A 26,823-nucleotide genomic window follows, 5' to 3' on the forward strand; every position below is an offset into this window, starting at 1 on the left:
GAGCAGCCCGAGAAGGGCCGTCTCGGGGGTCAGCGCTCGGGTTTGGGGGGCCGCTGCATCAGCGTGGCGGCGGCCTCGTCGAGACTGATCTTCTCGTGGAGCAGCGCGGCCATCACTTCGGTGATGGGCATCTCCACGTCGTGATGGCGGGCCAGGGCGAGGATCGCGGTGGCGGACTTCACGCCCTCGGTGGTCTGCCGGGTGGCGGCTGTGGCCTGGGCGACGGTCATGCCCTGGCCGAGGTACGCGCCGAAGGTGCGGTTGCGGGACAGCGGGGAGGAGCAGGTGGCCACCAGGTCACCGAGTCCGGCGAGCCCGGCGAGGGTTTCGGGGTGGGCGCCCATGCGGACCGCGAGGCGGGTGGTCTCGGCCAGCCCGCGGGTGATGAGCATGGCCGTCGCGTTGTCGCCCAATCCCATGCCTGCGGCGATCCCGACGGCGAGCGCGATCACGTTCTTCACGGCGCCGCCCAGCTCGCAGCCGATCACGTCGGTGCTGGTGTAGGGGCGGAAGTATGGGGTGTGGCAGGCTTGCTGGAAACGGCGGGCCGCGTTCTCGTCGGGGCAGGCGACGGTTGCGGCGGCGGGCTGCCCCTGCATGATCTCCCGTGCCAGGTTCGGCCCGGACAGGACCGCGATCCGGTCCGCCGGCACGCCGGCCGTCTGAGCGATGATCTGGCTGGCCCGCAGCCCGGTGTCCGTCTCGATGCCCTTCATCAGCGACACGATCACGGTGCGGTCGGGGATGTGCGGCGCCCAAGCGGTGAGGTTCGCCCGCAGGGACTGCGCGGGGATGGACAGCACCAGGTAGTCCGCGCCGGCGAGCGCGGCGCCCGGGTCGGTCGTCGCGGTCAGCGAGTCGGGCAGCGCAATGTCCGGGAAGTATCCGGGGTTGCGGTGGTGCTGGTTGATGCCGTCGGCGATCTCGTCCCGGCGGGCGTGCATCACGACGTCGGCGCCCGCGTCGCCGAGAATCCGGCCGACCGCTGTGCCCCAGGACCCGGCCGAGAAAACCGCCGCGCGGACGGGACGGTTCTGGCTCACTGCGGGGTCCTCTCATTGGTCGTGGTCCAGCCCCCGGGGCGGCAGCCGAACCGGCCCATCGTATCGACCGGGCCCGGCGGTTCCGAGCGGCGCAAGGTCACCAGGACAGCCCGGCGGCCGGGCAGCATAGGCAGGACCCGGCGGGCCTCGTCTAGCATGCGCTGCGCCTGTGTCTGCCCGAGTTCGCGGCGCAGATCGTCGGCGTAGGCAATCCACAGCTGGTAGAGCCGTTCCCACATCGCCGGTTCATCCGGACGCTCGTCCAGGTCCTCCACCGCCAGGCCGGCCGCATGGGCGTCCTCCCAGGCCGGTGCGGTCCCGCGGCGCAGCGCCCGGGTGATGACCAGCCTGCCGTCCGGCGCCATGATCCGGGCGAACTCCCGGAAGGCTGCTGCCCGGTCCGCGCGGCTGAGTGCGTCCACGCACACGATGCCGTCCGCGCAGTCGCCGGGCAGGCCGCTGCGTTCCAGAGCGCCGACTCGGAAGGCCGCCCGGCCGGGCGTGAACGAGAAGGTGCGGCCTCGGTCGGTGGCCTGGGCCACGGCGGCCGGGGAGATGTCGAAGCCGAGCAGCCGGGCGTCGAGGGCGCGGGCCAGCCACAGGCCGATACCGCCGGTGCCACAGCCCGCATCAACCAGCATCTGGCCCGGACGCATCCGCAGCCGGGCAGTCATCAGACCGAGCAGCGGCCAGTCACACGAGCTGAAGGCTCCCACCTCGCTCGGGTAGTCCTTTTCCATCGCCTCCCGGTACAGACGGGTGACCAAGTCGGTGCGGGCCCGTGCGGTATAGAAGGCGTCGTACTGGGCCCTGGCGCTGCGTCCCTCGGAGGCCTCACAGGTCTGGGTCATCGCTGCATCGCCCTTTTGACGCGGGCACCTGTGCCCGGGCAGATGACCTGTACGGCGTGGACGGGATCTCCGGGGAAGGACAGGTCCAGGGCCACCGGCTCGTGCCCGGTGACACCCTCGATGAGCCGTGCCACGTCACCGACCTGGCCGGTGAAGCTGCCGGTGGGTGGCGCGTACTGGCATGTGGCCTCTGACCACGCAGTAAGCCCACCCGTCGGCGCGGGACGGAACACCGGCGGGGCGAAGGCCTGCGGGTCGGTAGGCAGGTCGTCACGTGTCCCGGCGATCACGGCCAGCCGGGACTGGGCTGCCTCCGTGAGGGCGCGGGTCAGCGCGATCGGCGCGCTGCTGTGGCAGCCGGCTCCGGCGAACACGGCCGTGTAGTCCTCGGACCACAGGTAGGCCGAGCAGACCGGCAGCCCGTACGGGTTTTCCACCGCCCGGACCTCGAACTCCATGCCGGCAGAGGCCAGCCGGCCGATCACCTCCTGCCCGTAGGGGTCGTCGACGGAGGACGGGTCGATGGGCGCGCGCCGCCGTCCGCTCGCCTGGGCGTCGCGGTGCAGCACGTCCCGCTCCACGACCTCGAACAGGGCGTGCAGCAGGGCCTCGTCGCGGCTGTTGCCGCACGCCAGACCGGTGCTGGTGGCGCGCAGCAGGTCGGGAGTCCATTCGGGCCGCTGCGCCCGGCGGCGCACCAGGTCCACCGGGAGCAGCGTGTCACGGCCGTGGACCAGGCCGGTGCCGGACGCCCACTCCCACACGGTCTGTCGCAGAACCTGCTCAGGATGCGGGACGGCCAGCGGCAGCGCGGCCACCGGACAGCCGGGAGCGACCTCAGCGGCCGGGCCACGAGCCGCGATGGGCAACCGCTGCTCGGCGTACCACAGTTCGATTGCCTCCATCACGGCGGAGATCCGTGCGAGCAGGCCGGTGGCGCCCTTGCCCTGGGCGGTGCTCAGGGTGATCGAGGCGGGCCGGATCGCCGTCCACACCGGCAGGCCCACGCAGTCCAGTCCGGTCAGGTCGGCCACGCGGGTGATCCCGTACAGGGGCAGCACGCCCGCCAGGGCCTGCCACGTTTCCTCTGGGGGCCGGACACGAACTGTGCCCGGCAGCGCCACCAGTTCCTCAGTTGCCACGGCTCGCCTCCGTCACTGTCGGCCCGCTGTCCATCAGTCCGGGCACGAACCTCTTGATGGCCTCCACGGCCCGCACACCATTCACGAGTCCCCGTCCGGCTGCTTCCTCGTCCAGACGGTCCTCCGGGCAGCGCCATATGCGCAGCAGCAGACGGCGGGCGAGGTCGTCGCGGACGGCGCCGACCGTGAAGCCGGGGCGGCACCGCCAGGCGGCGAGAGCGGCAGCATGCCGGGCGACCGCAGCGCGGTCCGGCTCGCTCTCACCGGCCAGCAGAAAGGCTGTGGTCTCCTCGTCGCGCAGGTCGAGGACCGGCTGGAACACCTGATGCGCGGCCAGCACTCCGCCGGTGGCTGCGGTGACCCGCTCAGCCAGGGGCCTGCCCCGGGCGCCTCCGGCCGGGTGCAGGGACCGATGCTCGAGGAACTCGCGCCACCGCTTCCTGTACCCCGGGCTGAAAATCTGCTGGTAGAGCACGCGGTCCTCGGTGAGCAGCTCGACCCCGCCGATGCGGGCTCGGACGCTGGCGTTGGACCAGCGCCGGTAGTACGGCGACCGCCACACCGATGCTCGCCGCGCAGCCGGGGCTGGCGGGACAACGCCCTCGACGACGGCATGGATCGCGGTCAAGGCGTCGGCACGCTTGAGGTCACCGAAGTGCGGGTCGACCGCGCGGTGTTCATCGAGCCAGTCGACGAAGTGCCCGGCGTCAAGGCGTCGGCAGACAGCCCGAACGGCGGCCGTGGTGCGCTGCGGGTAGTAGACCGCGCCCAGCGCCGTGAACAGCTCGGTCGCCCGCTCGCTGCCGAACAGGCCGGCCGCCTGCGCCAGCTCAAGCATGTGCCGCAGGTTCACCAGGGGCCAGGTCAGCGCCGTCCAGTCCCCGTCCGGGGCCTGGCCGACGGCCACCTCGTCATCCCCGGTGATCCGCCCGCTGGCGTAAGCGGCGTAGATGCTGCCGACGCCGCGCATCCCGTACGTCGACAGCTCGGCGGCCCGCAGCGCGCCGATGCTGGCCGCGCCCACGACCCGAACGCCCCGTTCCATCGCGCCCAGGATCTCCTTGTGCCGCAGGGCCGGAGCCTGGTGATAGACACCGTCGATGATCAGCACGGTGTCGCTGCTACCGATCGCGGGGTCGAAGAGGTCGCCGTGTCCGATCGGGGGCCCCGGGCGGACGCCCGGGGCGGAGAGCATCGGGTGGGACCGGGGCAGGGTCGGCCCGACGAATACGTGAATCACTACGGTCTCCCACGGAGAGGAACCGGCCCGCGTCCCCGGGCACCTGCGGTGCCCGGGGACGCGGTCAGTCCAGGGTCAGGACGAACGGGGAGCGGAACTACTCCTCGTCCTCCACGTCGACCGCGATCACGGGGGCGCTGGTGACCTCGTCGTCCGCCGGCACGTTCTCGGGCTTGAACGCCATGTGAGGCTCCTTCGTCATGAGGGAATCCGCGGTCGGATGAGCCGCGTGCATGGCTCAGTGAAGCCGGGCCCGGCACGACTGGTAATCCCCGCCACGGGGTCCCCGCCGCGGGTATATCGTCTGCGCCGACTCTCCGTCACACTGCGTCTCGAAAGGAATCTCGTGGGCGACGTACAGGCGTTATCAGCTCAGCTACCCCAGCACCTCCTGCGGGACCCGGAGTTCGTCCGAGCCGTGCGTGACCGCGACTTCGCGACGGTCTTCACCAGCGCGCGCCGCAACGGGATCAGCTACCGCCGGATCAGCGAGGCGTGCGCGCTGAAACCGGACCGGGTGTCCCGGATCGCACAGGGCAAGTGGGCGGTGACGGCACTGGCCACGGTGGAGCGGATCGCTGACGGACTCCGCATCCCGGGTGCCCATTTGGGCCTGGCTGCGCGACCCTGGGAGCACAGCCTCCCGACGTCCCTCCCGGAGTTCGACGATGGAGATGACGACATGATCCGCCGCCAGCTGCTGCGCGGCGCTCTGGCCGCCGGCCTCACCGGGCCGGTGCTCACCGCCCTCACCGACACCCGCCAATCCCTCGACATCGCCCTGAGCGCGAACAGCACCCCGGCCGAACTGACCGACCTAGAAGCGGCGGCCGAAACCTACAGCTACGGCTACGGCGGGCAGCCCCCCGCCCGGGTCCTGGCCGACCTGGTAGCCGACTTCGCCGGTCTGGGTTCTCTCCTGGACAGCCCGCAGTCGATCGGGACGCGGGTCCGCGTGTGCCGGACCGCGGGTCAGCTGGGCGGCATGGTGGCCATCGTGCTCCACGACCTCGGCGCCCGGGCGGAAGCGCGTGGGTGGTTCGCCACTGCCGCCAGGGCCGCCCAGGAGTCCGGCGATACCCAGCTCCACGCGTGGGTGTTGGCACGCGAGGCGATGGTCTCCATCAACTACGGGGCGCCGCGGGCCGCTGCCGCCCTCGCGGAGCGGGCCCGCCGCCTCGCCGGGGATCGGCCGACCGCTGCGGCCACCCTGTCGGTGGCCGTCGCCGCCCGCGCCTACGCCCTGTCCCACCAGCCTAACGAGGCACGCCAGGCCCTCACAGCCGCCGACGCCTGCATGGACCGGCTCGACACCACTGAACGAGCCGACACGTGGCTCACCCACGGCGAGCAGAAGCACCACGTGCACCTGTCGCACGCGCTGACCGCGCTCGGCGACACCCGGCGGGCCCAGGAGAGCCAGCAGCGGGCGTTAGAGCTGTCCGCGCCCACGAGCGCCATGACACGTTCCTTACTGCGGATCGACGCGGCGGCCTGCGTCCATCGCGACGGCAACACCCAGGAGGCGTGCCAGCGGGCGGTCGCTGTCCTGGCAGAGCTGCCGGTGGCCTACCGCACCGGGCTCGTCCACCGCCGGGCGCTGGATCTGTACCGCTCGATCCCGGTACAGCATCACGGCGAGAGAGCAGCACGCGACTTCGCGGAAGTCCTGTCCGCTTGACCCCTGTCCCGCCACGCCTCTCCGCGGGGCGCCCGGCCGCTTCCGAACTGGCCAGGTTGCGGCGCGGTCGGCCGCCTCGATCAACGCGAGCGCGGAATGGTGCTCGTCACCCGCGGCAGCGGCCCGTGCGATAGCCCGGGTCCGCTCCGCCAGCTCCTCCAGCACCACGCCGGCGGACGCATCGGGTTGTCGGCGGTCCACCCAGACCCGGCCCGTCTCCAGCCCGGCAAGGTAATCGAACTCCAGGCCGGTGCGGGAGGTAAGGTCACCCCGGGTTTAAGTCCCGGTGGCGGTGCCAGGCGGACCCCAATCGGGCCGCCGGTGGCCGTCTCGTCCAGCCTCGCGCATCACCAGATTGCTCGCACACCCACTCGCCCGGACCGTGTGCTCTGCCAGGACAAAGGTCCATGCGCCCCGCTCGGGGGAGGATCGTGTTCCCCGTGGCGGGACGCACATGCCTGGCGCGCGACACACTCGTCACACCACTGAAGGTCGCGCGAACTGGCGTACGCGCGCGAGGCGCAGCAGGTGCATGCACACCGCACGGGTGTTCTTGGTGCTCGATCCGGCCAGCGAGACGCGCTGTGCGTCGTCGACTACCACTTCCCTCACTCGGAGCGGGCAGTGTTTGACGGAATGCCGGTCCGTCAGGAGATTTTCGACCAGGACGACTCAGCCAATGCGCTGGTCGTGCTCGACCTAGGCGACGACGTTCCGCTCTTCGAGGCGGTAGCGATGGGCTGAGCGCCTCTGCCCCGCGGCGCTACTGATCTGTCAGCCGCTCAGACGACCCCCGATGGCTCGGACTAGCAGGTCCGAGTCATTAGGTGTCGCCATTCAAGCCTCTTTTACCCTCGATTTGAATGGCCTATCTAAGATAGGATGCCATCCGCGCACCTCACACATGAGGGGCTTTTCGATAGAGCAAGCAATGACCATTGGGGCTGCAGGGGGAGATGAGAGATTCATGGCGAAACTGTCCTATAAGGTGCCGAGTTCGCTGAACAGGAGCTTCCTCGACCACGAGATCACGCTGAGCAAGGGAGGTTGGGCGGCCAAGCCCTCCCCGATCAAGCAACTGCTCTTCTTCGGCGGCGGCATCCTCGCCCTGCTGTGGTTCAGCACGTCGACGTTCGTCGCGAGCTCGGGACCGGCGGCCATCACGTTCTTCGTCCTCTGGGGACTGGCGGCGATCGCCTACTTCGGCGGGCTGATGAAGACGAAGGAGCTGCGCATCATGCGCGTACCAGCCTTCCTGGCCTATCTGCCGCCGAAGGCCCGCCATGTCTTCACCCGTCGTAGCTCGAACCCCACGGACTTCTACTCGATCGTCGGCATCGACGGGATCGACGAGGACGGGCTGATCCGCTTCACCGACGGCGGGGAAGGCCGGGTCTACCTGGTCGTCGGCTCGGCTAGCTACCTGCTCTTCGACGAGGACCGCGTCGGGATCCTCGACCGGGTCGACTCTTTCTGGCGCAAGGTCGAGACGGCCTGCGAGCACAGCTTCATCACGACGAAGGAGCCGCAGCGGGTCTACCACCAGGTGGCGAACCTGGAACGGCGCAACCAGGCCCTGCAGGTCCGCGATCCCGATCTGATCGAGCTGCAGAACGAGCAATACGACATTCTCACGCAGCACGTGGGCGGGAAGTTCACCTCGATCCACCAGTACCTGCTACTCAAGGGCAAGAACGCCGACGCACTGCGCAAGGGGCACCAGGTCCTCCAGGCCGAGGTCGGCGGCTCGACTCTGATGATCAAGGAAGCCACGATGCTCGACCGCAAGGAGGCCCTGCCGATGCTCCGGGTCTTCTACCAGGGCATCGACGACGAACTGCTCGATCTCAAGGCGTCGTTGAACTGACCAGCGCCAGACCGGCCACCACGACGAGGAACGAACGAAGGACACTATGGCGCTGATGACGAAAGTCCGGGCGCAGCTCGGCATTCCGGGAAAGAAGCCTGACGAGACGAATGAGACCGCGGAGCTTGTGGTCGATGATCCGCGCGCGGACGGTGCTGCTCAGGCTGAGGGCGTGCAGGACACTGCGCCGGCGGACGGCGCAGCCGATGAGGCCGCCGAGCCGAAGAAGAACTGGTGGCAGCGCCGCCGGGAGGTCAAGCACCTCCAGGGCACGTTCGACGCATACCCTCACCTGCTCGCGCTGAAGCCGAAGGAGAAGTACCTCTTCCGCTCCGACTACTTCGAGGTCGACGGCTCGGTCGCCTGCATCCTGGCCTACTTCCATGACGACGCCGCGCACGACAACTTCGCCGTCTTCTGGGGTATCGACCGGATCCCGGACGGCCTGGACGAGCGGGTCACCGCCGTCGTGCTTGAGCAGGTCAAGCGGATGGACGAGAAGTGGATCGACTCGTACACCAAGCAGTCGGAGAAGCTGGACCGGCTGGATGCGAACGAGCAGGAGGAGACGGGCACGACCTCCTCCAAGCGCAAGGCCGCGAAGATCTCCGGTGACCTCGGGATCACGATCGGCGAGATCCAGGACGGTGCGAGCTACCTCTCGGTGCACAACCGGCTCTTCCTCAAGGCCCCCGATCTGGCGACCCTGGACGACACAATCGACCGGGTCACGCGTCTGTACATCGACCGATTCGGCACGCTGAAGGCTGCGCCTTACGCCGGCGAGCAGCGTCAGGAGCTCTCGGGCCTGTGGAAGGACAACGAGAAGAAGAAGGGCAAGGGCTTCCACTTCACCTCGACCGAGCTGGCCGGCTCGTACTCGCTGGTGACCAACGGCCTCAACGACCGAGGCGGCGAGTACGTCGGCTACATGGTCGGCGACGTCAACAACAGCGCCGTGCTCATGGACGTCAACGCCTACGACCACCACGCGATCGTCGCCGACGCCACGCTCAGCGAGTACCTCGACCGCCAGCGGGTGGCCAACATGTGGTGCTCGAAGATCTCTCAGGCGGCGCTGCTGAACAACGGCCAGGTCGTCCACCTCATCCTCGACGGAGCGAACCTCGACAAGCTCGGTCCGAAGTTCGAGCGGCTCACCTCGCGCGTGGACCTGAATCAGGGCGACGTGAACATGTTCGAGATGTTCGGCGCGGAGGAGGACGAGCTGACAGTCTTCTCCGCCCAGATGGAGAAGCTCAAGCTGATGTTCGAGCAGCTCTACGAGACCAGCGACGGAGCAAACAGCTCGATCATCCGCAGCGCCCTCGAAGACACCGCGACCGACTTCTACATCGAGCAGGGCATGTGGCGGCACAACGCCAAGGAACAGCGCCACCGCCTGCGCGTGGTGAACATCCCGCACACCCAGGTGCCGCGTCTTCAGATGTTCGTCTCCTACGTGGCAACCGCGCACAAGGCACTGCTGAACTCTAGCAAGACCGACCCGGACCAGTTGCGCGCCTACAACGTGCTCAGGGGTATCGCCAACGCGATGCTGAGCACCAACGGCGACCTGTTCAACAACCACACGGCCTCGGCCGTGGACGGGGTCCGGGATTCGCGGCGCGTGGTCTACGACTTCTCGCGGCTCATGCGCCGCGGCAAGGGCGTGGCGATGGCGCAACTGGTGAACATCGTCGGCTTCGCCGTCGGCAAGTTGGGGCTCGGTGACACGGTAATCATCCACGGCACCGAGCACATCGACGACCGGGTGAAGAAGTACATCAAGGACCAGTTCGACCATATGTACGAGCGCGGCGGCCGGGTGGTCTACAGCTACAACGACGTCGACACGATGCTGGCCGACAGCGACTTCAACAAGTTCGACGCCGCGGACTACACGCTCTTCGGCCCGATGCGCGACGGCACGGTGGCGGAGTACCAGAAACAGCTGCACCAGCGGATTCCGCCGGACCTCGCCCAACTCATCACGACCAAGGGCGAGAACCTCACGTACCTGCGCCGGGGCGTCTCCAACGTGGTCTTCCACCTGGATTTGGCACTGGGGATCAACCCCTACCGCGAGGCCCAGCGCAGGCAGGTCCGCCTGGAGGCGGCAAGGGCCGAAGAGGCGACGCGGATGGACGCGATCCTGCAGCACAAGCCGGCACCGGGCGCGAACCTCACCAGCATCCGGAAGAACAGCGAGGGCGGCGACGGCGAGACTGGCGCGGGCCAGAGCGACGGGGGCAAGCGCCGCGACGGCAAGAAGAGCCTGCAGCAGCCCGAGGACGGCGCAAGGCGGCCAGCGTGGAAGCTCAAGCCGAAGAAGCTGGTCAAGGCATGAGTGAGGTCAGCACCGATACGAAGGCGAGGAATAGGACGATCACGGCGGTGGCGCGGATGCGTTCCTGGGCCCGCCACGGCGGTGATGGAGCCCGCCAAGGCAGGCTCGCGCGCGGGCTCGCCCTCGGGCTCCTGGCCGCGCTGTTCGTGCCGGTCCTCATGGTGGCGACCTCTTCGCCGGCGTCCGCGGACGACAAGAAGGAACGCGACAACTACAGCCTCTACCAACTGGCTTCGAACGCGAGCTCGTACTTCAGCGAGAAGAACTCGCCGTCGAACGACAAGGGCATGCACAAGAACTGGAAGCCGGTCACGAGCAGTCCTGCTTCGGGCGGTTCTATGCTCGGCTACGCCGACCCGGATTTCAGCCTGGGCAACATCGTGGGCTGGTTCTTCGCCGAGGTATCGGGGTCCTCGCAGACCGTCACGTACGAGACACTGGCAGCGAAAGACGACAAGAGCAACGCGAAGTATTCGGGCATGCTCGACTACGCGCACTTCGGGGCGGCGAACGCTGACCTCGGCCTGGACACGATGTCCTCGGGCATCGGCGGACAGATCGTGAGCGTGATCGGAGGCTCCGTCATCTGGGTCCTCTACGCCCTGGCGCTGGCGGTCGGCACGCTATTTTACGTCATCCTCCAGTTCCTGAAGCTCATCAACCCCTTCATGTGGTTCTACCAGGCGGTCAGGGCGGTCAATCCGACATTCGCCGACGGGATGACGGGAGGTGACACCGGAGGCGGCGCGCTTTCGGGCCTCCAGCACTGGATCAGCGGCTGGTACGGCCTGCTCGTCGACATCTCGTGGCAGGCGCTCGTGCCGATTTTCACCGGCTTCCTGCTCATCGGCCTGGTCATGTTCAAGAAGATGGACCGCGGCTCGGCGATCAAGAAGCTCATCGTGCGTGTCGTCTTCATCGGCGTCGGCCTGCCGCTCATCGGGTCGATGTACACCAGTGTGCTCGACAAGTTCGACAACTCGGTTCTCGGCCAGCATGCCGGTCCGACGCGCGTCGTGCTCAGTACCTACGTCGACTTCGAGGCGTGGATGATGAACGACCGCCTCGGAATCCCGGACCAGGCCACTGTCTCCTGGAACGGCGACCAGGCCAGCTCTGACGCGATGATGTCGGTTCGCACGAGCGCGCTGGCGATCAACAAGCAGTCCCACGGAGCGACGTTCAACGGCATCAGCATCGGCACGAAGGCCAACGACGCCCAGTCAGCCTGGAAGGACGGCACGGTCTCCGTCGACACCGGTGCGTCGGACGACTTCAAGGCGGTGTTCTCGACCTTCGGGATCATCGGCAAGTACATCGCCAGCAACGAGATCGCAGCTTCCGACTTCGAGTCCGGAATCAAGAGCTCGATCACGCAGCTCGACGAGAGCGCGGACGTGAAGAAGAGCTGGTTCGTCGACAAGAGCAGCTACGGCGACGTGGAGGGGTTCGGTGAGGAGAAGGGGCCGAAGCCGGCCGATCACCCGGTGATCTCGACCGACGGCACGGGCCTGACCTCCTCTCGTCCCGGCAAGGACTCGACGGTCTTCACGACGACCGGGACGAAGAGCAACTGCGGCTTCACGGTGGGCAAGACGCCCTCCTCCTGCAACCTGTCTCCTCTGGCGGCGTACAACTACCTCAACACCGGGTTCAGCCCCAGCTCGCTGAACATGTACAGCTCGAACAACGCCACCAGCGGGTTCACCCGCGAGAACCACATGGCTGTCAGCCAGGTGGGCACGGGACCGGCGAAGTTCATGTACTGGTCCAACGCAGCCACGGTCCTGGGCTCCATCGTCCTGCTCGGCTTCTGGTACGCCATCGGCATGCTGGCCGGCGCGGTCAAGAGGACCTTCGGCCTCGTGGCAGCCGTGCCGTTCGCGACGCTGGGCGCGATGGCCGCGATCGCCAAGGTAATCGTCTACTCCATGGCGCTGATCCTGGAGGTCCTCGTCACGCTGTTCATCTACCAGTTCGTCGGAGAGTTCCTGATCTCGGTCCCGGACGTCATTGCCGGGCCCGTGTCGAGCTTCATGAGCCCCGGCGGCCTGTGGGGCAGCGCTGCGCTCGGCGGGACCATCGTGGTGATCCTGACGCTCATCTCTTCGCTGCTGATCATGGGCATCACCTTCGCTCTGCTGCGGGTCCGCAAGACAGTGCTGCAGGCGATGGACGAGGTGGTCACCAAGCTTGTGGACAAGTTCCTGGAGACCAACACCGCGCCGAAGCCGGACAAGGGTGGGCTGATGCCTGCTCTGGCCGCAGGTGCAGGGGCCGGCGCGGGTATGGCCCTGGGCAACAAGCTCGCCAACGGGTTCAACAGCAAGACCAGCGGCCCGGCGTCTCCGAGCACGGGCAAGCCCACGGGCAAGCCCACGGGCAAGACGGCGTCGACGAACGCCGGCGGCACGAACGGCGACGCCACGGTGCTGACCGCGGGCAACCAGGCACTGGCCCTGGAGGGCGGCGGAGAGGGTGGGGGCGATCCGAACAGCCCGGCACTAGACGGTGGTCCTGGCAGCGGTGGCGGCGGCGGTGACGGCGCCAAGGCCCTGCCGGGCGGCAGCGGTCCTGCTGGTGCCCTGGGTGCGTCCGGCCAGAGTGACGGCCCCGACGACAAGGGCGGTCCGCTGCAGCTGACCAGTGGCGGAGCGGGCAGCTCGCACTCGGACAAGCAGACGGCACAGAATCTACGCAACCACGGCGGCCTGTCGAACCTCGGGTACACCTCGGACGGCAACAAGGTCATCCGCGGCGAGGTTCTGGCCTCGGACACGGAGCCGCCGAGCTCTCGTGGCGACGCTCAGGGGCAGAGCAGCGGCGACGGCTCTGGTTCTGTCCCGACCAGCAGAAAGGCTGTCGCTGACGAGACGGGCCCGACGCAGTTCGGTACGGGTGCCCCGAGCCAGCAGAGCTCCTTGAGCGAGAATCAGCAGGCTGCACCGCAACGCTTCAGCGGCGCTACTCCTGGTCTCGTTCCCGTTCCTGCTTCCGGGCGGCCGGCCGCGCCGGGCACGCGTCCGACGCGCTCCGCCCAGGACACCCCGGCTCCTAAGCGGTTGGGAGCCGGAACGTCGGCTCCTCGTCCCGTGGCCGCTCCGGTTTGGGGTCAGACTCTGGCTGCGCCTGGTGCGCGCACTCCAGCTCGGACGCAGGCAGCGCGTCAGCCGAGTTCGACCCAGGTGTCGACGACGACACCGCCCCAGACGCCCGTCCCGCGGGCTCAGGCTCCGCGGACGTCGACTCCTGCTCCGGCTCCTTCGCCGCGGCAGGCTCCGGCTCCGCGTCCCCTTCCGCGCCGGGTTGCCGATCCGGCCCCTCAGAGCGTGGAGACTTCAGAGCCGCAGCAACGGCCGGCCGGTGGTCTTCGCCAGGGCCGGCGCGAGAAGCCGCAGGACTGATCGGGCGAGCGTGAAGGGCTGACGCACCCGGTGAGGACGACCATTGCCATCGTCCTCACCGGGTGCGTTGTCTTTTCCTTGGCAGGAGGAGAAGGAAGAGCATGAGGCTCGGATCGAAATTTCGCGACGAGTTCCCGCGCGGCTGGTGGCGCTCGGCGCGATAGTGGATCAAGGGGACCCGCGACCTGGCATTGAACACCACGGCGGCTGTGGCCACCGTGGTGTTCGTCGGCGAGATGCTGCGCGCTGTGCGGCATCACGACGAGCCGCAGACTCTAGCGCCCGCTGAACCCTCGCGGCCGAGCCCAGCCCGCACGCCGTTGCCGCCGCTCGCGTCACGCCCCGAACCCTCCCCCTGTTTCCCCCCGCCGCGTGCACGCGGCTCCGGAGAAAGGAGACACCATGTCGGTGCACTCTCCCCGCCCCCCGTACGACCCGGAGCTGGAGGCTGTGCTCGCCGCTCTGGCCGACCAGTTCCCCCCGACCATAACCGCCGAGATGATCCCGCAGCTGCGCGAGGCGGACCCGGCGGAGATAACGGATGAACAGCTCGCAGCCGATGACCTGACCAGGCGTGACGTCGCGATCCGGGGTTCGGGGGAGACGACATCACGGTCTCGGTGATCGCCCGGCGCGACCACCAGGGGACCGGATCGGGGATCTACAACACGCACGGCGGCGGGATGGTCACGGGCAACCGGTTCGCGGCGCTCGGCCAGTGCATCCCGTGGGTGCTGGAGCACGACGCCGTCCTGGTCACCGTCGAGTACCGGCTCGCCCCGGAGTACCCGGACCCCTACCCGGTCGAGGACTGCTACGCCGGACTGCTGTGGACGGCCGAGCACGCGCACGAGCTCGGCATCGACCCGAACCGGCTGATCATCGCCGGCCCCAGCGCGGGCGGCGGACTCGCAGCCGGCACCGCCCTGCTCGCCCGCGACCGGAAGGGACCGGCCCTGGCCGGTCAGGTCCTCATGTATCCGATGCTCGACGACCGGAACCAGACCGCGTCCTCGGCCCAGTTCGACGGCATCGGCGTGTGGGACCGCAGCAGCAACCTCATGGGCTGGACCGCCCTTCTCGGCGACCGCCGCGGGACCGAGGACGTCTCCGTCTACGCAGCGCCCGCGCGGGCCGCGGACCTGTCCGGGCTCCCGCCCACGTTCATCGAAGTCGGCTCCGCCGAGATCTTCAGGGACGAGGACGTCGCCTTCGCGACGGCCCTGTGGCGGGACGGCGGGCAGGCGGAGCTGCACGTCTGGCCCGGCGGGTTCCACGGATTCGACATGACGGCGCCGCACACCGCGGTCGCCCAGGCGGCCGTCACCGCACGGAACGCCTGGGTGGCACGCATACTGGACGCCTGACTCGCGCCTCTCACCGCAGCCGGGTGACGGACACGGATGCGCGCCGGGTCGTGCTGGCGCCGACTTCGGCGATGAGCCCGGCCGCGGAGCGGTCCAGTTCCGACTACGTACGGTGGGAACGTGACGACTCCCCCTGCCCCTGCTGCGCCCGGCCCCGTGCCGGTGCGGGTCGTGCTGCCCGCGGACCCGGTGCTGGGGCATCCCGAGCAGGAGATCGCCGCGCGGTTGTGGAGGCGGCGGCAGACCGAGACCGGTTGGGTGTTCCTCGTCGGCCTGCCGTCCTACGAGGGCAGCGAGGACGGCACAGTGCGGGCCGCGGAGTACCGGGTATGGGTCCGCGCCCCGGAGCATGTGCGGCCGGTCGACGGCGTCGACTACGACCAGGTACCCACCGACCGCCTGGAAGCGCCGGCCCCGCCCTCGGCGGTGCGCGAGATCCTCGGAGAGCGCCGGCCCACCGGCTGGGTCGTGCAGAAGATCCGTGTCAGGCGCGGCCCCGGCCGACGCGTCCTGCACGCCCCCGACTGCACCGAGGCGCCGCAGGATGCGCCGGTCCTGGACCTGGAGCGCGCCCTGGACGTCGCGGAGAACCCGGCGACGACCTTGTGCACGCTGTGCGGGGCCGCGCAGGAGATCACGCCGGTGCTGCACGGATTCGACCACACCGGAGACGAGACGGACCCTTCCGGCGTGTAGGGCGCAGGGCCTACGTCCCGTGCCCGTGACCGCCTGCCCGGTCAGGCGGTCACGGCTCCTTGGGCCAGGCCGTCACCACGGCGCTCGTGGTCTCGTCGACGAGGGAGACGCGGGCCTGGGGCAGGCTGCCGTACTCCCCCACCCCGTACGTCCGTGCTCGGGTCTGTCCTGCGGCCTCTGCCGCTGTCCATCGACCCCACCTGCCTCGGGCAACCGATCCCACCAGGTCCTTCTCGAACTGGCCTGCGGTCTCATCTGCCTTCGGCGGGGCTTGAGCGATGACGTGGTCACACCTGAGCGCCTGGGGCCCGCTGACGTTCCCACGCCTGGTACCAGTCCCCGAAGGCCGGCCCTGGTGTCAGCGTGTCGTCTGTCGCGAGGGTGTCGAACCAGACCTGGCCGCTGGCTGCCCCGGTGACCACCAGACGGACGAAAGCGCCGCACCCCATGTCCGAGATGATCATCGAACCGGTGACGAGCTTTTGCGCTCTGCTGAAGTCTTCAGCGCGGTCCGACACTGCACTCCGAGTGCTACCCAGCGGAGTGCACATCGCACAGTTAGTTATCGAAAAAGTGTTCCCTTCGATGTGGTTGACGGGTTACCTTCCCACCAGCAAGATCCCGTCACGGGGGAGTACGAGATGCATGCCACCGAAATCGCAGGTCGCCTAGGACGCCCGCCGGGAGTCCGCGTTGGCCCCGACGGGCTCACCGACCGCCAAGCGGCCATCGTCGCCTGCATCGAAGAAACCGTCGCCCGCAAGGGATACCCGCCCTCGCTGCGCGAGATCGGCCAGGCGGTCCAGCTCAAGAGCACCTCGTCCGTGGCGCATCAGCTCACGGCCCTGGAACGCAAAGGCGTTCTGGTCCGTGACCCGCGCCGCCCCCGCGCCTACCGTGTCCGGCACCGCTGGGCCACCGAGTATCCCCAGGCACCGGCCACCGCCGCACCGGAGTCTGCCAGCGTCCCCCTGGTCGGCCGGATCGCCGCAGGCGCACCGGTCCTTGCCGAGGAAGCTGTCGAGGACGTTCTGTCTCTGCCCCGGCGCCTCGTGGGCGACGGCCAGTTGTTCGGCCTGAGGGTCGTAGGCGACAGCATGATCGAGAGTGCGATCTGTGACGGCGACATCGTCACGGTCCGCCGCCAGGACTCAGCCGACCACGGCGACATCGTCGCGGCCCTCCTGGACGGCGAGGCCACGGTCAAGCGTCTGCGCCGCGAGGCCGGCCACGTCTGGCTGATGCCGCACAACCCGGCCTACTCCCCGATCTCCGGCGACAACGCGGCCATCCTCGGCAAGGTGGTCGCCGTGCTGCGCAGCCTCTGAGCGTCGCCTCACCTAGGATCCGCGCGTGGCACATACCTTCGAAGAACTCGTGGAGATGCAGCGCGCAGCCGGCCAGGCGCAGGCGCAGGTCGAGCAGCTCCGCGATCAGTACGGGCCGCCCACCGCGCAGCCGTGGAGCGAGCAGCAGACCCAGACGTATGAGACCGCGTGGCGTGCCTGGCGCGACCTCGCCCGCGACGTCCAGGCCGCCGTCACCGAGCACGCCGCGGCGGAGGGGCAGTCGCGCACCGAGGTGGAGGCCGGCGTGAAGAAGGCCGCCCGGCACCCGGCCCCGGACGGCGGGTGATCTCAGGGGCGGCGCGTTGACAGCCGGTAGGCGCCGACCGACAGCTGCTCGGGCGCGCGTGCGGGTCGGCGGGAGCAGGCCGGGCGGGATCTCGTTGCGGTGGCGGCGCATGATCTGCCGCAGCGCGCGGCCGCAGACCGGGTACGGGCCCTTCCTGCCTGCTGACTGCGGCGACGGCCGGAGAATGAGACAGCCCCGCTCACGTCCGTGCTTGCCGAGGCCAACCGCAACGGCTACGGTCTTCTCCCAACTGGTGCACCCCCCGGCGGAGACGCGCAGCAGGCCGTTGTCGGCGGCTTCTGCGGCGAGAACGTCGCCAGCCGGATCGAGGCTGCTGTGCTGCGCACCGATCTGATCGCTCTCGTCCCCCGGACCGGCGGGGCAACCCGAGCCGTATCCCGGTTCCCACCGATACCGGCACCGGGTGATCCTGCGGACTCAGGGCCGGCCGGGGTCGATCCCGGCGACGCGCTCCAGCTCCGGCCACGTGCACGGCAGCGGGACGGGTTCCTCGCAGGGGGCTGCCGTGTACCTCAGTGACGGCTTCCCCGGGCGAAGCACTCGCCCCGCGCCCGCTCTCTGCGGCCGTCGGGATACCAGGGGGCAAGGCGCAGGAGGAGGTGGAGAGTGTGGCGGGCGGCGGTCCGGTGGGCGGGGCGCGGTGCGTAGGCGGCGCCGAGCGCGAGGACGGCGGTGAGGGCCAGGAGCAGCAGGAGCGCGGCGGCGGCATAGGCGAGGGCTGTGCGGCGGCGGTGGGGGCCAGGAGCAGCACAGCGGCGGTTGTGGTGCGGGCGGGCCATCGGTGGCGGGTGGGCATGAGCAAGGCTCCTTGGCAGGTCGGTCCCGGGGGTAGGGACCGTGCGGCGTTGGTGTCCTGCTCAGTTCACCGGGTACGGCAATGCGTGCTTTCTGTACCTCGCGGGGTTCTAAAGTGTGCGGGTGGTCAGAGGAGTGCCGGGTGGGGCGGACCGTGAGCTGATCGGTCGTCTGGCGGCTGCGGGCATGGTGGTGTCGGGGGCGCAGCTGGAGCGGTGGCGGGCGGCGGGGCTGCTGCCCGGGCACGCGCGGCGGTGGCTGGGGCGGGGGCGCGGTTCGGTGTCGGTGCTCGCCGAGGAGACGCTGGCCGTCGCGGCGGCGCTGGGGCGGCATGCGCGGCCGGGGCGGGATCTACGGTGGACGGTGATCGCTTGGTACGCCGAGGCCGGGTTTCCCACCGGGCTTGGGCAGTTGGCGGTGCCGGAGCCGCCGTGGTCGGCCGTGCGGGAGGCGCTGGTATGGGCGATGGGCCGCTCGCACGCGCAGCAGTTGGTGCTGCAGGCCCGTATCGCCGGCCGCGGAGGCGAGGAGGCGCAGGACGCCTTCTACGCCGAGGCCGGGCGGGTGGTCGGGCGAGGTCCGGCCGGACTGCCGCATCCGGACGACGTGAGGCGGCTGGTGGTCGAGGATCCCCAGGGCGCGTGGGAGCGGGGCACAGAGCGCGGGAGGCGGCGCGCAGCGGTGCACCTGGTGGCAGCCTCCGGGATGGGGGTCGGCGAGGTCGGTGGCGAGGTGCTCGTCGAGGCGCTCGCCGCTTTGATGCCCGGCGTGGACTGGGGGCCGGTCGCCGAGTCCGCTCGCCGGGCCGAGGACGAGGGCACCCTGGAGAGCTGGGTCGAGGCGGGGGCGCTGGTCGACTCGCTCGCCCGCCTCCAGGCGGCCGGCGAGGAGGAGATGGCCGCGGCCCGCGGTGTGGCACGGATCCTCGCCTTGACCGGCTTCCTGTATGTGATGCACGGGCTGCTGATGCCCGACAATCCCTTCCTCGCCCGCCTGCGGGCGAGGGTCGACGAGTCCGGGTTCGCCCTGGTCGTCTCCCAGTTCGTCCCTCAGATGGCCCATCCGTCCGGTGTTCCCCACGCGCTCGCGATGTGCCTGTTCCCCGAGCTCGCCGCGGTCGCCGCCTGGCTGGAGGAGCTGATCGACGAACAGACCGACTCCGGACAGGGGCTGCTGTCGCTGCCCGGGGCCGAGGAGGGCGGGGCCGAGGCATTCATGCAGACCTGGATCGACCGCGTCCACAAGCTCCGCGACCGCAGCACAGACGGCATCGGCGAGGGCGGCGGCCCCCGGGCCCTAGGACGCTGAGCCGAATCCGCCGAGCCCGCCCACGGGTGTTCGTCCTACAGCTCGGCGAACACCCGCGTAGCAGGCACTCGTCGTCCGTCGACCCGGCACTACGTCCTTGGCGTCCCTCGTCGTTCCGGCGGCGGGATCGGCGCGGCCTCCATCGCCGGCGGACGGCGCCTGCTCACCGCGCTCGTCCCCGCCACCGTCCGGGCCGCCATTATTGTGGGGAGCGGGGATTGGGGGCGCTGGTGCGTGACTCACGGCTTGTGCAGACGGCGGTGATCGGCAACGAGTATTCGGACGTGCCGGTGGTTCTGCCCGTAGCGGCCATCGAGCTGGATGCGTTCCGGCGGCGTCACCGCGGTGACTCCTTCTGGTGCGGCCTGCTGCTCGGAGGGTGTGGGGCTCGTCTGGCGGACAAGCTGTACGTCGACAGGCAGTGCCACTTCCAGCATTTTCCCGCCGGGCAGCACGGGGGCGAGGCGGTGTGCCGGCGTCGCGGTGTCGGCGAGTCGAGTGCCGACCACCTGTACGTGAAGGGCGCGCTGCAGACGTCCTTGGCGAAGTACGGGCGAGCGGCCCGGTTCTCCTATCCCGACCCGATCGGCTCCGCCCTGGACGTCGACCTGGACGGCGGACGGCAGTTCAGCGTTCATCTCGACGGGAGAGTCCGCCCGGCCTGGAACGGCGGCATCCCGATCCTCGCAGCCGGTGTCCCGCTCGAGCCTGGAACGCTCTCTCGCTGCCGGTACGTGTACCGGGTGCGTGTGCAGAGCGAAGGGACGGACCGCCGGGTCTGGATCGGCACCGAGAGCCTCGCCCGCCCCACGGAATGGGTGCCCCTGGCGGATTGCGGGTGGACGGCAGACGGACTTGTCACCGAGGCCGCGCAGCGGATCCTGAAGGAGCTTCCGGCAGCTCCTCCCCTGCGCACGCAGCCGCTGCCAGAACCGGTCACGCGACTGATCCGGGGCCTGGAATCGGCACAGCGGTCAGGCACGGTCGAGCACGTCCGCCGGCTCTGTGAAGGCAGTGACTCCTTCCTTGAGTCCCTGGAGCCGCACGCACGGACACAAGCCCAGCAGGCCCTCACCGAAGCCCGCACGTGGCTGGACGGTCATATGGGCTACCAGCAGCGTGTGTTCGCGGACCTGGAGCGCGCCGTGGACGAGAAGCGTGCCTGGGATGTGCGCGAGCACTACAAGCGGGCCACCGCCCTGACCCGGCGCGGTGCCAGCGACGCCGAATTGCAGATGCTGCAGAAAGCTCGCCTCTTCCTTCAGGAGAAGAACCACCAGCCGGCGCCGGACACGGCCGCCCGTCGGCGCCAGGCGCTCGGCCGACTTGCTCCGGCCCCGCCTCGCGCAGGAGCGGTGCTGCCGCCTCGGTCCGGCGCGGCCGATGCACGCGCGCGGCGGCAGCAGCAGGCAGCCGTGCTGAGGGTTCGGCGTCTGGTGGCCGAGCACGAGCAGACGCACATGTCGCCCAGACGCCGCGAGGAGAAGCTCCGCGAGCTCCAAGACGCCGTGACCGCAGCTGACGGTGCCGTGACCGGCAGACTTCTGCGGCAGATCCGGGCGCTGAGGGAGAAGTACGCCGTGGACGAGACGGCGCCCTCACGGCACCTCCCGCGCCCTGCCGCAGGCCTGTCGGACGAAACCCTCGCCGCGGCGGCCGCGGCGGTGCGCGGCGCTCTGAAGCGGGTAGCCCGCGCCCAGCAGACCCTCACCTGGGCCACCCTGAAAGGACAACTGGGCTCCGCCTTGCCCGACATGACGGACCAGGAGCGGCAGCGCCTGATCGCCCTGGTGGATGCGGCGTCACAGCGGGACGAACCGCTGCTCTCCAGCGTCCTCGCGGCCGGCGATCCACAGCTGGCCGAGGCGTACCGGCTGTCCGCGAACCTCCTCGGCGGCTACCTACCCGCAGACGATCGCGAGCTCCTGCGCGATGTGATCGACGCTGACGTACGTCAGACGCACGCATACTGGCGCCCCCGGTGAACGAGGCTCGCGCAGCCAGGAGGCGGCGCGTGAAGGGGCCGTGGCCCGCTCTCGCGCTTCCGTCCAATGAGGTGCAACTGACCAGCTTCGTGCGCCAGTCGACGCGCGCCGCCGTCTCCGCGACGGCTTCATCACGAGCGGGCTGAGCCTCGCAAGGCACTCATGGAAGCGGCGTCGTTACATACCGCGCGTCACGTCAGGGCCGGTCCTTGCCGGGAGGGTAACGCCGTTGGGTAACCGAGCACGCCGGTCGGGCGCCTGTGTCACAGTGAGCGACGAGAGCGGATAGGCAACAAGGGGGCGGGCTGTCATGCGGCGTAACCGAGGGCTTCCGGTGCTGCGGGAGAAGGAACTGTTGGCGGCCGGGGTGGACGTCGGGCCCCTGCGGCGGATCACCGTGGTCCTGGGGCGTGCGGGCGGCGGGAAGTGGCATGTTCCTGCCACGGCGGCAGGATGGCGGAGCCATTGCCGCCACGCGCAGCACCTGACGGGCAGCCCGCTCGCGCTGCTGGACGTCTGCGGGCACGTGTGCCGCCACTGTTTCCCTGTGGTGATGAGGGTGGAGCCGGGCGAGGAGGCGCTGTGGCGGGCAGCAGCCGCCGTTGTGGCGGCTGACGGGCGGGTGCGCAGGCTGGAGGAGCAGGAGGCGGGCCCGCGGTCCTGGGAGGGCTACGCGGGGGTGCTGTGGGAAGCGGCACGGCACCGCGATGCAGAGGTTCGCCGCGGGCTCGAGCCCTGGACGGCTGATCCCTCGGTCGGTGCGGGCGCGCGGCAGATGCTTAAGGCATGGTCGGGAGTCCTGGAGCGGTCGGAGACTGTGCTGGCCGGCTGGCGGGCGGCAGCGCCCACGGCCCGCGACAGCCGGGCGAACCGTTTCCCCTGGAGGCCGCTTGGGGCTGGGAGGACGACGAAGACGTCGACCCCGAGGACCCGCGGATCGATGCCGTGTTCAACAAGGGATCCGTCGTTCTCGGGTCCGAGGACGGGCAGTCGTTCTGGCTCTTGCTCACCACTGGCCACCGCCGCGGAGAGGTGTGGATGGTCGCCGACGTCGGGGCCATTCCGGCGCCCGGCGACCAGACATGGGGCTTTGAGGAGTGGGTGCGACGGTGGCACACCGGCAACGACTGGTGGGACTGAACGCTCGCTTCTGCAGCTCGCAGCCTACGGAAGGTTCGAATCCCCGGCGCACCCTGAAGTGACGAACACGACCGTCCAGAGGGCGGCTGCGCCGGTACCTTCCGGATCTCGAAGCAGAGGTTGCCGTCGGCCGTACGCATGGCAAGGGGCTCGGCATCCTCAGAAAGCTATGGGTATGTGCCGCAGGTCTGTGACCAGTCGTGTGGGGGGCCGACGAGCGGTTGGCGGGTGAATCACGCGAGATCCGCCGCAGTCGGCGGTGTCGCCGGCCGGCCGCAGGAGGTGATCGTGGCCTGGCACACTCAAAGTTCACCCTCGTAGTTGGGAGCCACCACCACCTGGCCCAGTGGAGAGACCGCCTTCGTGACCGGAGCGGCATCAGGCATCGGCCTGGGTATCGCGCGAGCGCTCGTCGCTCGTGGCGCGCGGGTCGCCCTCGCCGACTGGGATGGTGACAAGGTCACGGCGGCCGCCGCAGAACTCGGCGCGGCCGGCGGGTCGGTCGTCGCGATCGAGCTGGACGTCAGCGCTGAGGACCACTGGGCCGACGCCGCCGATCGCGCCGAGGCCGCCCTCGGCCCGGTCTCGATCCTCGTCAACAATGCCGGCGTCATCAGCGCCGCACCGCTGACCGAGACGACGTTCGAGAGCTGGCGCCGTCACTTCACGGTGAACGTCGACGGCCAGTTCCTCGGGACGTCGGTCTTCCTGCCCCGTTTCCTGGAGCGGGGCGGCCGTGCGCACATCCTGAACACCGCGTCGATGGGCGGTCTTATGCCGGTGCCGGGGGTGGGCGCGTACTCCGCTTCGAAGTTCGCCAGCGTCGGCCTGTCGCTGGCACTGCGTGAAGAACTGCGGGACACCGGCGTCCGTGTCTCCGTTCTGTGCCCGGGCACCGTGTCCACGGGAATGACGGCGGCCGAGGCGACGAGCGAACATCCGGCCGGCGCGAACGCCGACCGTGTCGGTGAGCAGGTGGTCGAGGCGATGGAGGCCGGGTGCTTCGTCATTCCCACCCACCCCGACTTCGAGCCGAACGTGACGAAGCTGCACCGCGAGATCGAGCAGGCCCTCCGCGACACGGACGACCGGCACGGGCCGGACCCGTCGGTGCAGTTGATGCTCGGCGGCGTCGACCCGGTGGACAGGATGCTGTAGCCGGAAACCGCGCCTGTCCGGCACGTTCGAGGGGCACGTGGCCAGCCTCCTGGTCAATAGCGCAGGCTTGGTCGTCCTGGCCACCATGGCGATCGATGACAGTCTGCCTGTGGTACTGACAACGCTGCTGGCCGAGTGGTGTCTGCTCAACATCGTTATCAGTGCCACAGTGTTCTCGTGGTCGCCCGGTCGAGGATCCGGCAGCCGGCCGTGTGGGCTGAGCAGATTTCGTCGAGCAGCAAGCGCCGAAGTACGGTCGGGCACCTGAGACGAGCGAGGAGTACCGGGCGCAGCAGCTCCAGAGGTAGGTGTCACAGAAGAGACAGAACCCCGTGGACGTGATGTCCACGGGTTCTGTGCTGCCTGGGTGGTTCGACGTTTAGCTGTGCTGGCCGCAGTCCTTGGCCATCAAGGCCTTCGCCTGGTCACTGCCGGCGGGGATGAGCTGGACCTGGTCGATCGAATAGGTGAAGCTGTACCCGAGCGTGATCAGGCTGTCCGACATCGAGATCGAGCCGGTTCCCGGGTCAGTGCCTGTCTGGTCGGAGCCGTTGACGTCGTCCCAGAGCACACTGGTCCGGCTGTCGTTGATTGTGCCGGTCGAGAGAACTTGGTACTGGCCCTTGTCGGTCTTGCCGTCCTTGACGATAGAGCCGTGCTTGACGTCGTCGAGGGCCTTCATGGTCAGCTGGCACTGCTGGTCGCCTGCGGTGGCCTTGATGTACGTGATCTTGTGGCCGTCGATGGCGGCGATGCCGCCGCGCCCCCCGTCGGTGATGGAGATGTAGGCACCGTCGAAGCTGGAATCCTGGCTGCTGCTGGGGCTCTGCGAGGAAGCAGCATCGCTTCTCCCGCTGCAGGCGGTGAGCATGAGAGCACCCGCGGCCAGGGCCGCGGCGGACACGGCGATCCTGGTCCGCGTCGCACGTGCGGTCCTGGTGGAGTTCATGGTGTTCTTCTTTCGTTCGTCCTGGAAAATCGGTTTAGGTCAGCTCTGCGAAGGTTGGACCAGCGGCATACTCGGCATCGGCGGAAGCGCAGGTGTTTGACGCGGCGACAGCAGGACGAGGACTGCAGCAGCCAACATCACGACCGACAGCGGCGCGAGGAACACCACGCCCGCCCCGACGGAGGCGTAGCGGGTACCGCTGACGGAGCCCGCCCCGAAACCGTCGATCACGCCGATCAGGCCGGCGACGATGCCGACGACCCCGGCGGTGATGCGGGGGCCAGTTCGCCTTGCGGATGACTGCCACGACAGAGGCATCGATGACCACGAGGATGATGAAGAGCAGAAAACCACCCTCACCGCCGACCTCGTCGCCGAAGTAGTTGACCGAGAAGCCTATGGATGAAGCGACCGGCATGAACGGTGAGATGATCGCCAGGAGCGCCGCGACGGGATGGATGAAGGTGGCCAACCCTCAGCTTGGCCAGGCCCGGAAGCGAGGTGCTCTGCTGCATCGAGCGCGCGGCGCCCTGCGCGGTGGGGGCAACACGGCTGCCGAGGAACTCCTTGGCTCCAGAGTTCTCAACAGCCGGCGCGACCTTGGTATTGAAGAAGCCCCGGGCACCGTTGACGGCCTGCTTGGCTCCGTCGGCCATCAGCTGCATTGACGGATCAGGAGGCCGGCGCTCGAGAGCGATCAGTCCAGTCTGAACGGCGGCCTGGTGCTCGGACATCGTCGGCTCGCGGTGATGCGTCTGCCGGAAACCGGCGGCCCACTGCTCGGCCGTGACAACGGGTGGAACCCGCGGTCGCGGCGGCACGGCCTGTGATGCTGTTGCATGGCAATGTGTCAGCTGCTCGGGTAACTGAGGCTGGTCCTCAGTCATGATCCCTCCTTCACACGCCTCGTTCAGCCCGCGTGTCCAGGTGGCGCCCTCTTCACAGGGACCAGCGTCTCGGCTCCACAGTTCCACACTGCATCTTCGAGACCCGGATCCCGACCACATCCGGGAGCCGCAGCTGGCCTCCTTGAGGACCACCTGATCGACTTCCGAGCTTTCTTCTCGTACATCAGCACTTACGAAGGCATCCACAAGCCTACTATCAGTATTACTGATTGATGTACCAGGTGTACCGCCTAACGACAGCAGGCCGGTCAGAGCCGCCTACGGATAGACGGCTTTGACTGGCCAGGACTCAGCTGTCAGGCGCCTTCTCGGAGGTTGTCCAGTTGACGCTCAGTCAACGCCACTGCGACTTCAACCTGGTTGAGCGCATGCTCGCCGTCCTGAACTCGCCACTGAAGACGCTCCACCGGCAGGGCGTCTGCTTCCTGGAGCGCTAGGTCACCGAGCTCACGCAGCTCCGCGTACGCACCTTGCAGCTGTTCTTCGTGGTGCGCCGACCGGACCCTGAGGCGGGCGACCCGCTCTTTCCACCAGCTCACCCGCGACTCGCGGTCGAGTGCGGTCTTCCCCTCGAGCCAGGCGCGGAGCTCGGCCTGGTCGACGTCGCCGGGGAGCCCGGTGGCCAGGGGCCCCTCTGGTTCCGGCATGTCGATGGGAATGTGCGACAGCAGCACCGCGGGGGTCGTGTCGAGCACGTAGGCGATCGCGACGAGGTCGTCGACGGTCACGGGGCGAGCGCATCGCTCCATCTCCGCAAGGGCGTCGGCTGAGATCGGGTGATCGAGCATCCGGAGCATATAGGCCAGCTCGTCGATGGTCAGCTCGCGCAGCTGGCGGTAGTGAGTGATGGCGTCGGACACAGCAAGAGACGTGGGAAGGGACGACGGCATGCATCGATCATAGGCGTGCCCGGCGCGGCCCCCGGGTGAATCGTCACATAGTTCTGAGCCGTGGCCACATACACGCACGACAGATTCCGCGGGTCGCACCCTCCGCGACCCCTCGGACTGAGGGCGGGTGCCGCAAGAGGCGCAGCTTGGCGAAGAAGCTCAGGCCGGTCTTGCAGTCGCAGCCAGTTCTGCACATGTATCGCGCAGCTGCGCCTATTTAGTCGCAGTCAAATGTCCATTAGATGATATTCATGCCCATGGTTTGATAAAGATAGCAATAGGCGTTCGATTCATTCCGCACAAGGCGGGCAAAATGTTCGGACGCGACTCTTCCGCTGATTGCGGCGCGGTCGTGACCGAGGGTGCCTCCTCGCTGAGTCGAGTGCGAGTCTC

The 26,823-nt window shown here is 69.0% G+C and carries 23 protein-coding genes and 1 pseudogene; 13 read left to right on the plus strand and 11 right to left on the minus strand.

The features are described from left to right. Positions 1–29: 29 nt before the first annotated feature. The 4 genes from ACFC02_RS08160 to ACFC02_RS08175 are packed head-to-tail and all read right to left on the minus strand — an operon-like array spanning position 30 to position 4,276. The gene (locus tag ACFC02_RS08160; protein WP_376353864.1) at positions 30–1,043 is read right to left on the minus strand and encodes an NAD(P)H-dependent glycerol-3-phosphate dehydrogenase; all 1,014 of its coding nucleotides are present in this window, start codon (positions 1,041–1,043) and stop codon (positions 30–32) included. Then, a complete protein-coding gene (locus ACFC02_RS08165) occupies positions 1,040–1,894 on the minus strand; it encodes a class I SAM-dependent methyltransferase (RefSeq protein ID WP_376353866.1) in 855 nt (284 codons plus the stop codon). The genes ACFC02_RS08160 and ACFC02_RS08165 overlap by 4 nt, the downstream gene beginning before the upstream one ends. Continuing rightward, positions 1,891–3,036, minus strand: a complete 1,146-nt coding sequence (locus ACFC02_RS08170) for a YcaO-like family protein (RefSeq protein WP_376353868.1) — start codon at positions 3,034–3,036, stop codon at positions 1,891–1,893. The genes ACFC02_RS08165 and ACFC02_RS08170 overlap by 4 nt, the downstream gene beginning before the upstream one ends. After that, the gene (locus tag ACFC02_RS08175) at positions 3,026–4,276 is read right to left on the minus strand and encodes a TfuA-like protein (protein WP_376353871.1); all 1,251 of its coding nucleotides are present in this window, start codon (positions 4,274–4,276) and stop codon (positions 3,026–3,028) included. The genes ACFC02_RS08170 and ACFC02_RS08175 overlap by 11 nt, the downstream gene beginning before the upstream one ends. A gap of 418 nt (positions 4,277–4,694) precedes the next feature. On the opposite strand from ACFC02_RS08175, the gene ACFC02_RS08180 reads away from it, so the two are divergent. Continuing rightward, a complete protein-coding gene (locus ACFC02_RS08180; protein WP_376353874.1) occupies positions 4,695–5,957 on the plus strand; it encodes a hypothetical protein in 1,263 nt (420 codons plus the stop codon). Positions 5,958–6,434: 477 nt separating this feature from the next. On the opposite strand, the gene ACFC02_RS08185 is transcribed toward ACFC02_RS08180, so the two are convergent. Continuing rightward, positions 6,435–6,569, minus strand: coding sequence for a hypothetical protein (locus tag ACFC02_RS08185; RefSeq protein WP_376353876.1), 135 nt, complete (start codon positions 6,567–6,569; stop codon positions 6,435–6,437). 355 nt (positions 6,570–6,924) lie between these two features. Here ACFC02_RS08185 and ACFC02_RS08190 point away from each other — a divergent pair, with 355 nt between their 5' ends. From ACFC02_RS08190 to ACFC02_RS08210, 5 genes and pseudogenes are all read left to right on the plus strand, one after another. Further along, positions 6,925–7,824 (plus strand): hypothetical protein, encoded by a 900-nt coding sequence (locus ACFC02_RS08190; protein ID WP_376353879.1) that lies wholly within the window; start codon positions 6,925–6,927, stop codon positions 7,822–7,824. A gap of 172 nt (positions 7,825–7,996) precedes the next feature. Further along, positions 7,997–10,174: a hypothetical protein gene (locus ACFC02_RS08195; RefSeq protein WP_376353881.1), complete on the plus strand. Its 2,178-nt coding sequence runs from the start codon at positions 7,997–7,999 to the stop codon at positions 10,172–10,174. Next, positions 10,171–13,578, plus strand: a complete 3,408-nt coding sequence (locus ACFC02_RS08200; protein ID WP_376353884.1) for a hypothetical protein — start codon at positions 10,171–10,173, stop codon at positions 13,576–13,578. The genes ACFC02_RS08195 and ACFC02_RS08200 overlap by 4 nt, the downstream gene beginning before the upstream one ends. Before the next feature lie 402 nt (positions 13,579–13,980). Next, a pseudogene (locus ACFC02_RS08205) lies at positions 13,981–14,945 on the plus strand (alpha/beta hydrolase). 120 nt (positions 14,946–15,065) lie between these two features. After that, positions 15,066–15,641 (plus strand): DUF6233 domain-containing protein, encoded by a 576-nt coding sequence (locus ACFC02_RS08210; protein WP_376353887.1) that lies wholly within the window; start codon positions 15,066–15,068, stop codon positions 15,639–15,641. Positions 15,642–15,928: 287 nt separating this feature from the next. Here ACFC02_RS08210 and ACFC02_RS08215 read toward each other — a convergent pair whose 3' ends face one another. Next, the gene (locus ACFC02_RS08215) at positions 15,929–16,159 is read right to left on the minus strand and encodes a hypothetical protein (protein ID WP_376353890.1); all 231 of its coding nucleotides are present in this window, start codon (positions 16,157–16,159) and stop codon (positions 15,929–15,931) included. Between the two features lie 123 nt (positions 16,160–16,282). On the opposite strand from ACFC02_RS08215, the gene lexA reads away from it, so the two are divergent. From lexA to ACFC02_RS08230, 3 genes are all read left to right on the plus strand, one after another. Continuing rightward, positions 16,283–16,969, plus strand: coding sequence for a transcriptional repressor LexA (gene lexA, locus ACFC02_RS08220; RefSeq protein ID WP_376353893.1), 687 nt, complete (start codon positions 16,283–16,285; stop codon positions 16,967–16,969). Between the two features lie 25 nt (positions 16,970–16,994). Next, positions 16,995–17,276 (plus strand): hypothetical protein, encoded by a 282-nt coding sequence (locus tag ACFC02_RS08225; protein WP_376353896.1) that lies wholly within the window; start codon positions 16,995–16,997, stop codon positions 17,274–17,276. 165 nt (positions 17,277–17,441) lie between these two features. Then, entirely contained in the window at positions 17,442–17,816 is a 375-nt protein-coding gene (locus ACFC02_RS08230; protein WP_376353982.1) for a DUF6919 domain-containing protein, read from the plus strand. Here the strand turns inward: ACFC02_RS08230 and ACFC02_RS08235 are convergent. After that, the gene (locus tag ACFC02_RS08235) at positions 17,810–18,076 is read right to left on the minus strand and encodes a hypothetical protein (RefSeq protein WP_376353899.1); all 267 of its coding nucleotides are present in this window, start codon (positions 18,074–18,076) and stop codon (positions 17,810–17,812) included. The genes ACFC02_RS08230 and ACFC02_RS08235 overlap by 7 nt on opposite strands. A gap of 139 nt (positions 18,077–18,215) precedes the next feature. Here ACFC02_RS08235 and ACFC02_RS08240 point away from each other — a divergent pair, with 139 nt between their 5' ends. The 4 genes from ACFC02_RS08240 (at position 18,216) to ACFC02_RS08255 (ending at position 23,683) form a co-directional block, all read left to right on the plus strand. After that, positions 18,216–19,400 (plus strand): hypothetical protein, encoded by a 1,185-nt coding sequence (locus tag ACFC02_RS08240; RefSeq protein WP_376353902.1) that lies wholly within the window; start codon positions 18,216–18,218, stop codon positions 19,398–19,400. A gap of 26 nt (positions 19,401–19,426) precedes the next feature. Next, entirely contained in the window at positions 19,427–21,385 is a 1,959-nt protein-coding gene (locus ACFC02_RS08245) for a hypothetical protein (RefSeq protein ID WP_376353905.1), read from the plus strand. Between the two features lie 786 nt (positions 21,386–22,171). After that, entirely contained in the window at positions 22,172–22,525 is a 354-nt protein-coding gene (locus ACFC02_RS08250; protein ID WP_376353907.1) for a hypothetical protein, read from the plus strand. Positions 22,526–22,888: 363 nt separating this feature from the next. After that, the gene (locus ACFC02_RS08255) at positions 22,889–23,683 is read left to right on the plus strand and encodes an SDR family NAD(P)-dependent oxidoreductase (RefSeq protein ID WP_376353910.1); all 795 of its coding nucleotides are present in this window, start codon (positions 22,889–22,891) and stop codon (positions 23,681–23,683) included. Positions 23,684–24,062: 379 nt separating this feature from the next. On the opposite strand, the gene ACFC02_RS08260 is transcribed toward ACFC02_RS08255, so the two are convergent. From ACFC02_RS08260 to ACFC02_RS08275, 4 genes are all read right to left on the minus strand, one after another. Next, entirely contained in the window at positions 24,063–24,632 is a 570-nt protein-coding gene (locus tag ACFC02_RS08260) for a hypothetical protein (RefSeq protein ID WP_376353912.1), read from the minus strand. Between the two features lie 39 nt (positions 24,633–24,671). Beyond that, entirely contained in the window at positions 24,672–24,950 is a 279-nt protein-coding gene (locus ACFC02_RS08265) for a hypothetical protein (RefSeq protein ID WP_376353915.1), read from the minus strand. A 38-nt stretch (positions 24,951–24,988) separates the two neighbouring features. After that, positions 24,989–25,519 (minus strand): hypothetical protein, encoded by a 531-nt coding sequence (locus ACFC02_RS08270; protein WP_376353917.1) that lies wholly within the window; start codon positions 25,517–25,519, stop codon positions 24,989–24,991. A gap of 317 nt (positions 25,520–25,836) precedes the next feature. Beyond that, complete coding sequence (locus ACFC02_RS08275; RefSeq protein ID WP_376353920.1) at positions 25,837–26,400, minus strand: DNA-binding protein; 564 nt, start codon at positions 26,398–26,400, stop codon at positions 25,837–25,839. Positions 26,401–26,823 lie beyond the last annotated feature (423 nt).

The sequence above is a fragment of the Streptomyces sp. NPDC056160 genome (assembly GCF_042268205.1).
In the GTDB taxonomy this organism is placed as follows: domain Bacteria; phylum Actinomycetota; class Actinomycetes; order Streptomycetales; family Streptomycetaceae; genus Streptomyces.

Bases quoted from the DNA above. Each gene is read 5' to 3' on its own strand.
- ACFC02_RS08200 (WP_376353884.1), top strand. From the start codon at position 10,171: ATGAGTGAGGTCAGCACCGATACGAAGGCGAGGAATAGGACGATCACG.
- ACFC02_RS08265 (WP_376353915.1), bottom strand. From the start codon at position 24,950: ATGCCTCTGTCGTGGCAGTCATCCGCAAGGCGAACTGGCCCCCGCATC.
- ACFC02_RS08165 (WP_376353866.1), bottom strand. From the start codon at position 1,894: ATGACCCAGACCTGTGAGGCCTCCGAGGGACGCAGCGCCAGGGCCCAG.
- lexA (WP_376353893.1), top strand. From the start codon at position 16,283: ATGCATGCCACCGAAATCGCAGGTCGCCTAGGACGCCCGCCGGGAGTC.
- ACFC02_RS08235 (WP_376353899.1), bottom strand. From the start codon at position 18,076: ATGGCCCGCCCGCACCACAACCGCCGCTGTGCTGCTCCTGGCCCCCAC.
- ACFC02_RS08190 (WP_376353879.1), top strand. From the start codon at position 6,925: ATGGCGAAACTGTCCTATAAGGTGCCGAGTTCGCTGAACAGGAGCTTC.
- ACFC02_RS08270 (WP_376353917.1), bottom strand. From the start codon at position 25,519: ATGACTGAGGACCAGCCTCAGTTACCCGAGCAGCTGACACATTGCCAT.
- ACFC02_RS08250 (WP_376353907.1), top strand. From the start codon at position 22,172: ATGGTCGGGAGTCCTGGAGCGGTCGGAGACTGTGCTGGCCGGCTGGCG.
- ACFC02_RS08260 (WP_376353912.1), bottom strand. From the start codon at position 24,632: ATGAACTCCACCAGGACCGCACGTGCGACGCGGACCAGGATCGCCGTG.